General features: G+C 61.8%; 9 protein-coding genes and 2 pseudogenes. 10 read left to right on the top strand and 1 reads right to left on the bottom strand.

What is annotated here, in order from left to right; all coding sequences use genetic code 11:
• The 9 genes and pseudogenes from FHT82_RS02805 to FHT82_RS30245 form a co-directional block, all read left to right on the top strand.
• The gene (locus FHT82_RS02805; protein WP_183726106.1) at nt 1-1,320 is read left to right on the top strand and encodes an NAD(P)/FAD-dependent oxidoreductase; all 1,320 of its coding nucleotides are present in this window, start codon (nt 1-3) and stop codon (nt 1,318-1,320) included.
• Nucleotides 1,310-3,169: an adenylate/guanylate cyclase domain-containing protein gene (locus tag FHT82_RS02800; protein ID WP_183726104.1), complete on the top strand. Its 1,860-nt coding sequence runs from the start codon at nt 1,310-1,312 to the stop codon at nt 3,167-3,169. The genes FHT82_RS02805 and FHT82_RS02800 overlap by 11 nt, the downstream gene beginning before the upstream one ends.
• 18 nt (nt 3,170-3,187) lie before the next feature.
• Complete coding sequence (locus FHT82_RS02795) at nt 3,188-3,571, top strand: DUF3307 domain-containing protein (protein ID WP_183727241.1); 384 nt, start codon at nt 3,188-3,190, stop codon at nt 3,569-3,571.
• An 825-nt stretch (nt 3,572-4,396) separates the two neighbouring features.
• Complete coding sequence (locus tag FHT82_RS02790) at nt 4,397-5,482, top strand: ABC transporter substrate-binding protein (RefSeq protein WP_183726102.1); 1,086 nt, start codon at nt 4,397-4,399, stop codon at nt 5,480-5,482.
• A gap of 1 nt (nt 5,483) precedes the next feature.
• The gene (locus FHT82_RS02785; protein WP_183726100.1) at nt 5,484-6,536 is read left to right on the top strand and encodes an iron ABC transporter permease; all 1,053 of its coding nucleotides are present in this window, start codon (nt 5,484-5,486) and stop codon (nt 6,534-6,536) included.
• Nucleotides 6,533-7,291: an ABC transporter ATP-binding protein gene (locus FHT82_RS02780; protein ID WP_183726098.1), complete on the top strand. Its 759-nt coding sequence runs from the start codon at nt 6,533-6,535 to the stop codon at nt 7,289-7,291. Before FHT82_RS02785 ends, FHT82_RS02780 begins: the two co-directional genes overlap by 4 nt.
• On the top strand, nt 7,288-8,598 hold the full coding sequence (locus tag FHT82_RS02775) for a hypothetical protein (RefSeq protein WP_183726097.1): 1,311 nt from the start codon (nt 7,288-7,290) through the stop codon (nt 8,596-8,598). The genes FHT82_RS02780 and FHT82_RS02775 overlap by 4 nt, the downstream gene beginning before the upstream one ends.
• Complete coding sequence (locus tag FHT82_RS02770; RefSeq protein WP_183726095.1) at nt 8,591-9,100, top strand: hypothetical protein; 510 nt, start codon at nt 8,591-8,593, stop codon at nt 9,098-9,100. The genes FHT82_RS02775 and FHT82_RS02770 overlap by 8 nt, the downstream gene beginning before the upstream one ends.
• A gap of 404 nt (nt 9,101-9,504) precedes the next feature.
• Nucleotides 9,505-9,704, top strand: a pseudogene (locus tag FHT82_RS30245) (hypothetical protein); the annotation flags it as partial.
• Between the two features lie 234 nt (nt 9,705-9,938).
• Here FHT82_RS30245 and FHT82_RS30240 read toward each other — a convergent pair.
• Nucleotides 9,939-10,034 (bottom strand): annotated as a pseudogene (locus tag FHT82_RS30240) (helix-turn-helix domain-containing protein); the annotation flags it as partial.
• Nucleotides 10,035-10,144: 110 nt separating this feature from the next.
• On the opposite strand from FHT82_RS30240, the gene FHT82_RS02765 reads away from it, so the two are divergent.
• Entirely contained in the window at nt 10,145-11,932 is a 1,788-nt protein-coding gene (locus FHT82_RS02765) for a PAS domain-containing methyl-accepting chemotaxis protein (RefSeq protein WP_183726093.1), read from the top strand.
• Nucleotides 11,933-11,988: the final 56 nt, after the last annotated feature.

Below are 11,988 nucleotides of genomic sequence, written 5' to 3'. Positions count from 1 at the left end.
ATGCGCGCCGCGATCGAAGAAGCGCGTGGCGGTTCGCCCCTCATGGATCCGCAGGCACGTCAGGCGGTGGTTCGCCGTCCGAGGGTCGTCATCCTTGGAGCCGGATTTGGCGGCCTCGCCGCCGCCAGGGGGCTCCGCCGTGCGGACGTGGATATAACGGTCATCGATCAGCGCAACTATCATCTTTTCCAGCCGCTGCTCTATCAGGTGGCGACGGCCGGGCTTTCGCCGGCGCAGATCGCCATGCCGATCCGTCGCATTCTTTCCCGGCAATCCAATGTCGGGGTGCTGATGGAGCGTGTCGAGGGGATCGACAAGGAGAGCCGGATCGTCGAGACCACCGCCCGGCGCATCGCCTATGACTATCTCGTCGTCGCCACCGGGGCGAGGCACGCCTATTTCGGAAAGGAAGAATGGGCAGAGACCGCACCCGGCCTGAAGACGATCGCCGATGCGACCGAAATCCGCGCCCGGATTCTCTCGGCCTTCGAGCGCGCCGAGGCAACCGAGGACGAGGCCGAGTGGGAGCGGTTTCTCACCTTCGTCGTTGTTGGCGGCGGCCCGACAGGCGTCGAACTGGCGGGCGCCATCGCCGAACTGGCAAGGAAGGTCATCATCCGTGACTTTCGGCGCATCGACCCGTCGTCGGCGCGCGTGGTGCTTGTCGAAGCCGGCAATGTCGTCCTGCCGGCCATGCCACTGGCGCTGTCCGAGGAAGCCCGGCGACACCTGGAGATGCTTGGCGTCGAAGTGTCGCTCGGGGAAGCGGTTACGCGCTGCGATGCCGAGGGCGTCGGGCTTGCCGGCGGCGGTCAGATCCGGTCATCCTGCGTGCTGTGGGCGGCCGGCGTCATGGCTTCGAGGGCGGCGAAATGGCTAGGTGTACCGGCCGATCGCGCCGGCCGTGTCCATGTAGACGGGAACCTCAACCCACCGGACAGCAGCGATATCTTCGTGATCGGCGACACCGCTGCGGTCACCGACAAGAACGGCAGGCTGGTTCCGGGAGTTGCGCCGGCCGCCAAGCAGATGGGCGAGCATGTGGCCCGCGCCATTCTCGCCCGCCTCGATGGCCGGACCATCGGCCCGTTCGGCTATCGCGATTTCGGCAATCTGGCGACCATCGGGCGCAAGGCGGCGGTCGCCGATTTCCGGCGCATCCGGCTCTCGGGTTTTTCCGCCTGGCTGGTCTGGAACATCGCCCATCTCTGGTTTCTCGTCGGTTTCCGCAATCGCGCCGTTGTGTTCGTGGACTGGGCGCTGGCCTATGTCTGCTATGACCGCGCCGCCCGTCTGATTACCGATCGCCATGAACGCTAGACCATTCCCACGAATGAAAATGGCGCGTGCGGTCACCGCACTATTACTGTTTGCGGTCTTGTCGACGGCGGCGCTCGTTCATTTCGTCTGGTATCGTGCTGCGACCCAGAACATCGAAACGGTGGTCGCCAGCCTCGATGCTCAGAGCACTGCTGCGGTCAGCAACGAGCTCGCTTCAAACCTGGCTCTGGTTTCGAGCAGTGCCGAGATCGTCAGATCGATCTTCTTTCAAGGGGCGATCAGGCCAGACGACGAGGTGAAGCGTGAGTTTCTGTTCTTGTCGCTGCTGCGTGAACAGCCGGCGATCGCCTGGATTGGCTTCGGCTTCCCGGATGGCGGTTTCTTCGGGGCGCACGCTCTGCCGAACGGCGAGATCGAAATGGTGGAGATCGGCCAGGCAGCGCCGGGCAAGCCGCGCCCGTTGCGCCGCGATCTCTACAAGCCGATACCCGGCGATATCTTCTTCGAAAATCGCCTGAAGGCCGAGAGCGTCTACGTTCCGGAGGGTTCGCCATGGTACAGACTCGGCCGGAGCAGCGCGGAAGCGGCCTGGAGTTTCGTCAATATCCTTCCGAACGGCTTCGAGCCGGCGATTGTAGTCTCGAAGAAGGTCGAGGTCTTCGGGCATTTCGAGGGTGTGGTGATGGTGGCGGTCAGCCTGCATCGTCTGTCGGCCATCCTCAGAGGGCTCAAGATGCCGGAAGGCAGCAAGGCCTTCGTTCTGGCGCGGGACGATGCGGTGCTGGCGACGTCCGAACCATCCGACGGTATGGTGGCTGCTCATCTTAAGGATTTCGCCGCCTCCGACGCCCTGGCCGTGGCAGTCGCCCTGGCCGCGAGCCGCGAGAAGGCCGAGGGGTTCAGGACGCTGGTGGCAAGCAAGGCGCTCGGGCCGGTTTTTGTATCATCGGGCAAGTTGCCGTTCGAGGACTGGCGGCTGGTCACCGCGATACCGCGGGCGACCTTTGCCGGTGATATCGACGCCAGTACCAAGCGGCTGATCTTCATCATCGGCGGCATCGCCACGCTTGCGGCCGTGACCGCGGTCCTGTTTGCCAGAATCCTCTTTGCCCGGCCGCTCTCGCGCCTTGCCGAACAATTGCACCTGATCGAGAGGTTCGAACTCGACGCGGTGGAGCATCGCCCGGCGCTGTTGACCGAACTCGACGATTTCTCCTCCGCTCTCAAGCGGATGTCGAGCGGCCTTTCCGCGTTTGCCCGCTTCATGCCGGTCGAGGTCGTTCGTCCCCTTGTCGATGGCGGTATCGCGCCGCGTCCAGGGGGCGAACTTAGGGAGATAACGGTGCTGTTTGCCGATCTGCCGGGATTTACGGAACTCACCGAAGAACTCGGTGCCGACGTTGAACCAAGCCTGACGCGCTTTTTGACCCTTTCAATTGCAGCGATTCATGCCGAGGGCGGCACGGTAGACAAATTCATCGGCGATGCGGTAATGGCGATCTGGAATGCCCCTGGCGATGAGCTAGATCACGCATTGCGCGCCTGCCGCGCCGCAGCGGCGATCCGCGACGCGATGCATGCCATGACGCCGATAGCACCCAAGCACGATGCGATTCGCGTGCGGATCGGTATCAACACCGGCGTGGCGCTAGTGGGCAATATCGGGTCGACCGAACGCCTTAGCTATACCGCGATCGGCGACGTCGTCAACTTGGCGAGCCGGCTCGTTGGCGTGGCCAAGGACAAGGGCGTGGAGATTGCGCTGAGCGACGAAACGCATCGACGATCGCGTGGCCTTCTTGACGCAAGGCTTCTTGGCTGCGTCCGGATACGGGGGAAGATCGCGCCGGTCCGCGTACACACGATCGACCCAACTGTTCCGGGTTGAAGGGGGTGCGACTTGACCATGCTGCTCACCACGCTGATTTGGTTGCAGTTAAAGCATTTCGTGGCTGACTATGTGCTGCAACCCGAATGGATGATTAGCGGCAAAGGGAACTTCAGGAAGCCTGGAGCCTATGTCCACGCCGGCATCCACGCTGTCGCCACTGCGCCGGCCCTTTTGGTGTCAATTACGGATCCGATGTGGGTATTGGCCATTACCTCCGGTGAGTTTCTGGTCCATTTCCTCATCGATCATATAAAGGCCATCTACGGTCATCGTCGACCGCACCCTATCAACACGCGCACATTTTGGATGCTGCATGGCGCCGATCAACTGGCTCATCATCTCACGTATTCGGCGATTTTGGCGATCATGGTGTGCAATGGTGATTTCTTGACGAGATGAAGCGACTACGGCAGGTCGACTCTCGACCAGCGGAAATTTTAAAGTGTTCCACGTGGTCGCAATCGAAAGCTGGCCGTAGGTAGGAGAGACTTCGAACCGCCCTCGTCCATCCGAGTGATGAGTCTTCCATAGTGTTCTGCTGCGAGCTCGGTCGCCGAAACCTGCCAAGCCTCTTTTCCTGAGACGAAAATCATATTCGGCAGCCGACTCCGGTATGCCGAGAGATAAGATAGCCCTGTGGTGCTGCCCTGATGAATGTTTGGCCAAGGTCAAAACTACGTGCCCGTCGGTTCCAATCCCATCAACTGCCTGGATGCGGCCATTTTGATCGGTTGCAGAGCTTGGTTACGATCGAGCAGCGGCCAATGCATCCAACATGATAGCGATCCTCGCGAGATCATCTTCGTTTAGCACTTCGACTGCGGAAGCGATGCGCTTTTGAAGATTCCGTTTGGCGCTCTTCGCGGGCTTGTTCACTTCGTTCGATACAGCAGCAGGGCTGCCGTTGGTTGACTTCCCTTCAAGATCCCTGAGATCAGAATACTCGGCGTGGCATGGTTGCTACGCTCGATCCTGTTCATTCAATAGCCTCGGGATCGGTATCGGGACCTCTTCCGAAAGAGGATTTGAGGTACAAAACAGTCCTCTCTGATCTCCATGGTCGAAAGGCCTCTGATGCGACCACGTTGTTGCTGTCAGAAGCTCCCTAGCAATTCACGATGTTTGGGACGACCACTCGTGTGATGACAGGCACCTCAAATATCTTGACAAAAGAAATCATATTTACGAATTGATGTGCGTCACTGAATTTTTTGAGGGGTTTTTATGCTTTTCAGACGGAACGAGCTCGCGATCACAGTTGCATTGGTTTTCACTCAGCCACTCGCCGCAACCGCCGATCCGATCACCATCATCGATCATGAAAAGCGCACCGTCACACTGCCAAAGCCGGTCGAGCGGATCGCCTCGATCCCGATTCCGATGGCCTCGACCATCATCGCCATGGACGGCGGAACGTCAAAGCTGGTCGGCATGAACCCGACCGCCAAGTCGGCGATCGTCGAGGGCGTGCTCGGCAAGATCTTCCCCGAGGCCAAGGACATTCCCTCCGACATCACCGCGCCGAACTTCATTCCGAACGTCGAGGACCTGGCAACCACCAATCCCGAACTGGTAATCCAGTGGGCCGATCGCGGCCCGGACCTGGTCGACCCGATCGTCAATGCCGGCCTGACCGCGCTTTTGATCTCCTACGGCTCGGAAGAGAAGACCAAGCAGTACCAGGCGATGGTGGCGACCGCGATGGGCAAGCCCGAGCGCGCGCAGATGATCAACGGCTGGCGCGACCAGGTGGCCGCTGAAATGGCAGCCAAGTCGAAGGACATTCCGGCCGAGAAGAAGCCGCGCATCCTCTATCTCGGCCGCGCGCTGGAAAGCCTGACCGCCTCCGGCGACAAGGGCAACTACGCCGCCTTCTATGTCAATCTGGCCGGCGCCGTCTCCGTCTCGGCCAATTTTGAGGGCCAGGGCACGACGATCAGCCCCGAACAGATCGCCGAATGGAACCCCGACGTCATTCTCCTCAACAGTTTCGAGGCCAAGCTCGGCCTTGAGCGGATCTATGACGACCCGATCCTGTCGCTGACCAAGGCCGCCCAGGACAAGCGCGTCTACAAGATGCCGCTCGGCGGCTATCGCTGGGACCCGCCGAACCAGGAAAGCCCGCTGACCTGGATGTGGCTTGCCAATCTCATGCATCCCGACATCTTCCAGTACGACCTGCGCGGCGAGATGAAAAAGGCCTACAAGACGCTCTACGACTACGACCTGACCGACGAGGACATCGACGGCATCCTGTGGGTCGGCATGCAGGGCGACGCCACCGACTACGCCCAGTTCAAGGCGAAGTAAGATGGCGATGGCGGCGGCGGAAAGCGGGCGCCGAAGCCTGATCGGCCTCAGGATTGGCGCGTTCGGGCTGATGGTGCTGGCGCTGATCGCCGCCATGCTGTTTTCAATAGGCGCCGGGCGCTTTTCCGTCGACGTGCCACGGATCGGCGAGATCCTGCTGGCGGCGATCCTCAACCCGGATGCCGCGCCGACCCAGATGGACGAGCGCATCGTGCTGCTGGTGCGTCTGCCGCGCGTGCTTCTGGCGGCGCTGTCGGGTGCGGCGCTCGCCGTCGGCGGGGCGGCGCTGCAGGGCGTGTTCCGCAATCCGCTGGTCTCGCCGCAGGTGCTCGGCATCAGCCAGGGTGCCGCCTTCGGCGGCGCGCTCGCCATCCTGTTCGGCTATTCCGGCTTCGTCCTGCTCGGCATGGCCTTCCTGCTCGGCCTGTCGGCGCTGTTCCTGGTCGGGCTCCTCGCCCGCATCAACGGCCGCACCGAGGTGATCACGGTGATCCTCGCCGGCATGATCGTCGGCGCGCTGTTCGCGGCCCTGGTGTCCGTCGTGCAGTTCGTCGCCGACCCCAACACCTCTCTTCCGGCCATCGTCTACTGGCTGATGGGCTCGTTTTCGACCGCCACCTGGCCACGCCTGTGGCTCGCCGTGCCGGGCATGGGCCTTGGCCTCCTCGCCGTCTGGCTGTTGCGTTACCGGCTCAACCTGCTGGCGCTCGAGGAGCAGGAGGCGCGGTCGCTCGGCGTCAATCCGGATCGCGAGCGCTGGTATATCTTCGTCGCCATTTCGCTGATGACCGGAACCTCGGTGGCGGTAGCCGGCATCATCGGCTGGATCGGGCTCGTCGTGCCGCATGCCGCGCGCATCCTGGTCGGCGAGGACCACCGCGCGCTGATCCCGGCCTCGGCCCTGCTCGGCGCCGCCTATCTGACGCTGATCGACACCATGGCGCGCACCCTGACGGCGGCCGAAATCCCGCTCGGCGTGCTGACGGCGCTGGTTGGCGCGCCGGTGTTTGGTTACCTGCTGCGCCGCCATTTCAAGGAGACCAACCGCACATGATCGGCCTTGAAGACGCCTCCGTCTCCTTCGGCGCCCGCACGCTGTTTTCCGGCATCAGCTTCACCGTGCCGGTCGACCGTTCGATGGCGGTGCTCGGTCCCAATGGTCGCGGCAAGACCACGCTTCTGCGCGCCCTGCTCGGTTTCCAGCCGCTGGCCAAGGGTCGCCGCAGCGCGCCGAAAATCTCCGGCTATGTGCCGCAGCACGGTGCCTCGCAGGCCAAGCTGTCCGGGCTCGACGTCGTCGTCATGGGTCGGGCGGCGAGGCTTGGCCTTTTCGGCCAGCCCTCGGCGGACGACCGCGCGGCGGCCGAGGAAGCGCTGGTCGAGGTCGGCGCCTTCCATCTCGCCGAGCTTCGCTACGACCGCATGTCCGGCGGCCAGAGGCAGATGGTGCTGATCGCCCGCGCCATCGCCACCGGTTCGCCGGCCCTGATCTTCGACGAGCCGACCTCGGCGCTCGATCTCGGTAACCAGTCACGCACGCTGGAACTCCTCAATTCGCTCCGGCTTCGCCGCGACAAGGCGATCCTGTTCACCACCCACGACCCAAACCATGCGCTGGCGGCGGCCGACGACGTGCTGCTGATGATGCCGGGCGGGCGCGAAATCCACGGCACCGTCGCCGATATGATCGAGCCCGACAAACTCTCCGAGCTCTACGGCGTGGCGATGCGCTGGGTGGAGGTAACCGGACCGACGGGCGAGACGCGCCGGGCAATCCTGCCGGCTTTCGCCGGAAAAGAGGCAGCATGAGCGCGATCTATCTGAAATCGACCTATGAGGACCCGTCCGAGGCCGTGAAGGCGGCCGCGGCAGAGGGTCTGGTGACGATCGTCGAGCAGCCGGCGCTGACCGCCGACATGCTTCTGGCCCACAAGGGCCTGATCACCGGCAACCAGTTCGACCAGAACGCCATGCTGCTGATGCGCGAGGCGCTCGCCGCATTCCTCGATGCCGGCGGCCGCTGGTTCTTCAACGGCCACATGGTGCGGCCGCTGGTCGACGGCATGAGCCAGTACCGGCCGATCGAGGCGCCGAAGCGCGCCGATTTCGACCTTTCCTCGGTCAACGCCCATCCGCTGTTTTCCGGCATCGAGCTTGCGAAGATCGAGACCAACAAGGGTGTGGCGGGCTTTTACGGCCGGGGCTGCAATCCGCCACCCGAAGGCGCGGTGGCGGTCAACGGTCTCGGCGCGGCGCAGGTGCCGGTCGACTGGGTCTGGGAGCGGCCAAGGGGCGGGCGGATCTTTTCCCATGCCGGCAATGATCTCGGCTCGATGGGGCTCGAATGGAACCTGTCGGGCGAGCTGACGCGGCGCATGATCGACTGGACGCTTGGCGGCCCCTGCCTTGACCCCTGGCCCTCGGCACCCTCGTCGCCGGCGGCCGAGCTGCCGCTTGCCGCGCCCGAAACCTATGGCGGCATGCGCGTGTCGAGCCGAACGGGACGGCGCTTCGTCGCGCCATCGTCCGGCACCTATTACAACATCCGCAGCCTTGAAGGACCGCGCTACACCCAGATCTTCGACGTCATCTGCGCGCCCGAACATCTCGCCGACATACTGCGTCCCGACGACATTCTCTGGGTTCCGTGCCGCACGCCGGCGCAGCGCATGATCGCCCAGAAACCCGTGCTCGCGCGCCATCTGGCCGCCGGCGGCACGGTGGTGGCGCTCGGCGAGAGTCGTTCCGATCTTTGGCTGCCGCATGTCGACTACACCGGCACGCCGACGAATTGGTGGTGGTGGCTCGATCCGGCCGCCGATCTCGGCGTGCGCGTCACCGAGGCCGCGGCCAGCCATCCGCTGATGGCCGGCATCGGCGACAGGCAGGCGACCTGGCACCTGCATGGCTGGTTTGTCCCGCCGGTCGGCGCCACGGTGCTGGCCCGCGACGGTGAAGGCCGGGCGATCCTCTACGAGGACAAGGTCTCGACCAAGGGAACGATGATCCTCTCCTCGCTCGACCCGATGTTCCACCACGGCTCGCATTTCATGCCGGCCACGACCCTTTTCCTCGACAGCTTCGTTCCCAACCTGAAAGCCTTCGCAGATGTCTAATGCCATTACCGTGCTCGACAACGGCCACCCGATCAGCTTCACCTTCGACGGCATCAACGCCTATCACGGCGGCGGTTTTCCCGGCGGCGTGGCGCATGCGCTGAAGGCGATGCAGGCGGCGTTTCCGCTACTGTCCGACACGCCGCTGGAACGGCGCGAAGTGACAATTGTGACGGCGTTTTCCGGTCCCGGCGGACGCGACGCGCTGGAAATGGTGACCCGGGCGCTGACCGAGAGACGGCTGACCGTCGACAAGTCGATCGGCGGCAAGGACATCATCACCGATCCGCCCGGACCTTACGTGTTCCGCTTCAGCTATCGCGGTCGCACCGCTGAAGCCGTAATCAAGCCCGGGCACGTGAAGGAAGAGTTCGTCACGCTGGGCGCTAAGAAGGACAAGACGCCCGACGAGGTCGCCCGCCACGAGGAGTTGAAGGCGGAAATGGCCTATCGTCTGCTGCCTGTCCCTGCACACGAGGTGTATGGCGTCAGGACCTTTTGATCCGGCCCGGACTGAGGATCCAACGTATCGTGTGTGAATAACTGCGGTCAGAGTTTGTAAGCTTTTCCTGCATGCTGTTCCACGTTGCCCGCGAGCAGCGGGCTTTCCGTCAGGGCCTTGATCAATCGGTCGAATGGCATAGCTACTCGACCACGACCTTGGCGCAGCTGGGCTCCCTCGAGGCATGATAGGCGGACCTTCTCGCAGCAGCGCGGGGCCAGTCGCTACGGAGTTACGAAGCTGCCGGGCTGGAAGTGATCAATCCCTGGTCCCGATAACGACAGAGTGGATCGAGGTGTCGTAGGTTTGTATCGGTTCAAGGCGATAAGCTAGCACCCTATCCTCTCGATCGTTATACTGTTTTTGAAAAACGGTATAACACCGAAGTCGAGCTTTTGAAGTCCATCGACCTCATATCGGGCGATGCCCGCCGAGCTGGGTCAGCGCTCGCTCGACCCGCTTGGACGGCCGATTTTCCCCCGGAAGGTCGGTTCACCTCGGCTAACATCAAGGGGCGCAAGTACTGGTACTTCGACATCCAGATAGGCATGGTGATACGAAACGTCGTTACGTCGGCTCTGCTGATGATCCGGATATCGCGCAGGGATGCTTGGCTTCGTTGTCCAGCACGATGCGAACGGCTCGTTTGTGTTTAAGCATGCAATGTTGCCCCCTTTTTGGAGTGCGCGCCTGAGGGTGGACAATGATCACGCCGCTGTTTTGCCAATCTTCCGGATGTGTTGATCCTCGGATTGCGGCGGGTCCCAGATAATGAAGCGCCAAATAAAGTCTGCGTTTGTTGTAAATCATCCTTGATGAAGTATGGAAGGTGTTCGGTCAGCGCCTGTTTGCCGACAAGACGTCCCAGCGCGGCGATGCGGGCTTCGTATTTCTGGATGAGGTCGGCGGCTTGAGCGTCATCATCGAACGCGCCTTGCGCCCTTCTGTCGCGTCAATCTTATAATTAAATATGCGTTAATGATCATGTGTGAATATTGATAGCGTGACTGGATCGGCAGCAGTGAAACCTGTGGAGGATTGCGGGTGAGTATTCTTGATCGTGGTGGAAATGCTGTCGCGGTACTTGCCGCTCTGTCGAATTCGCAAGCAATGATCGAGTTTGACTTGTCGGGCAAGATCCTCACGGCTAACGAAAACTTCTGCAGGGCGCTTGGCTACGAGTTGAGGGAGATCGTCGGAAAACATCACAGCATGTTTGTCGAGCCAGCCTATGCATCCTCGGCAGAATACAAGGCTTTCTGGGCTAAGCTGTCGGCCGGGAAATTCGATCAACAGCAATACAAGCGGATTGGAAAAGGCGGGCGCGAGGTCTGGATCGAGGCGTCCTACAATCCCGTGTTCCGGCGTGGAAAGCCAGTCAAAGTCATCAAGATTGCAACAGACATCACGACGCAGAAGCTGAAGTCTGCCGAGGATGCGGGCAAGATCGACGCGTTGTCCCGCGCACAGGCGATCATCGAATTCACGCCAGCGGGCGAAGTGCTGACCGCGAACGACAATTTCCTCAGCGCCCTCGGGTATTCGCTTGCCGAGATCCAGGGCAAGCATCATTCGATGTTCTGTGAGACAGACTACACAAGGTCGGACGCTTACAAGGAATTCTGGCGCAAGCTTTCAAGTGGCCAGTTCGTCGCCGACGAATTCATGCGTGTCGGCAAGGGTGGCCGGAAGGTTTTCATCCAGGCTTCCTACAACCCGATCTTCGACCTGAACGGCAGGGTGTTCAAGGTCGTGAAGTTTGCGACCGATGTCACGGGGCGCGTCGAGAATGTCGAGCAACTTGCCCGTTGCCTGACCAATTTTGCCGACGGGGACCTGTCGCAGACGATCGAAAAGCCCTTCATTCCTTCGCTGGAACGGCTGCGGACCGACTTCAACAGCGCCTCAGAAAAGCTGAAGGGCGCAATGGCGACGGTGGCTCAAAACGCCAAGGCGATTTCAGCCGGCTCCAATGAAATTCGCACCGCAGCCGACGATCTGGCAAAGCGCACCGAGCAGCAAGCCGCATCCGTCGAAGAGACGGCGGCGGCCCTTGAGGAAATCACAACGACGGTCAAGGATTCGAGCCAGCGTGCCGAGGAGGCCGGTCGGCTCGTGGCGCGCGCCAGAGACCACGCTGAGCATTCCGGCCAGGTCGTGCGTGACGCGATAGGAGCCATGGACCAGATCGAAACCTCGTCGCGCGAAATTTCCAATATCATCGGTGTCATCGATGAAATTGCCTTCCAGACGAACCTTTTGGCGCTCAATGCCGGCGTAGAGGCGGCACGGGCAGGGGAGGCCGGCAAGGGTTTTGCCGTTGTTGCCCAAGAGGTTCGCGAACTGGCTCAGCGGTCCGCGAAAGCTGCCAAAGAGATCAAGAGCTTGATTACGGCGTCCGGTTCCCACGTGGCAAACGGCGTCGGCCTTGTCACGAATGCCGGATCCGCGCTCCGGGAGATCGCCAGTCAGGTTCACGAAATCAACACCAACGTGGCTGCGATCGTGGAGGCGGCGCGCGAGCAATCGACTGCACTTGGCGGGATCAACCAGGCCATCAACACCGTCGATCAGGGAACGCAGCAGAACGCCGCGATGGTCGAGGAGCAGACCGCAGCCAGCCATGGCCTCGCACGAGAGGCTGCAGCCCTCTTCGAGCTTCTTGAACAGTTCCGTTTTGACGATACCTCGAGATCGAGGCCCTCGTCTACGCAGGCGGATCGCCACCCTGTTCCACCGACGGCTTTGAAAGTCGTTCGTAGCTCGTCCGCCACATCCACCCAACGCGGCTCGGCAGCCGTCGCACTGAAATCTGATTGGGAAGAATTCTGATCATCACAGGAAATTGGATCGGTATGAAAGCTCGTGGCAAGGCGCCTACGAACGTC

It is taken from the genome of Rhizobium sp. BK275, from assembly GCF_014193555.1.
Classification (GTDB): Bacteria; Pseudomonadota; Alphaproteobacteria; order Rhizobiales; family Rhizobiaceae; genus Rhizobium.
Note: the sequence above shows the minus strand (reverse complement) of the source record. Positions and strands in the feature narration are given on the sequence as shown.

Bases quoted from the DNA above. Each gene is read 5' to 3' on its own strand.
- FHT82_RS02805 (WP_183726106.1), top strand. From the start codon at position 1: ATGCGCGCCGCGATCGAAGAAGCGCGTGGCGGTTCGCCCCTCATGGAT.
- FHT82_RS02800 (WP_183726104.1), top strand. From the start codon at position 1,310: ATGAACGCTAGACCATTCCCACGAATGAAAATGGCGCGTGCGGTCACC.
- FHT82_RS02795 (WP_183727241.1), top strand. From the start codon at position 3,188: ATGCTGCTCACCACGCTGATTTGGTTGCAGTTAAAGCATTTCGTGGCT.
- FHT82_RS02790 (WP_183726102.1), top strand. From the start codon at position 4,397: ATGCTTTTCAGACGGAACGAGCTCGCGATCACAGTTGCATTGGTTTTC.
- FHT82_RS02785 (WP_183726100.1), top strand. From the start codon at position 5,484: ATGGCGATGGCGGCGGCGGAAAGCGGGCGCCGAAGCCTGATCGGCCTC.
- FHT82_RS02780 (WP_183726098.1), top strand. From the start codon at position 6,533: ATGATCGGCCTTGAAGACGCCTCCGTCTCCTTCGGCGCCCGCACGCTG.
- FHT82_RS02775 (WP_183726097.1), top strand. From the start codon at position 7,288: ATGAGCGCGATCTATCTGAAATCGACCTATGAGGACCCGTCCGAGGCC.
- FHT82_RS02770 (WP_183726095.1), top strand. From the start codon at position 8,591: ATGTCTAATGCCATTACCGTGCTCGACAACGGCCACCCGATCAGCTTC.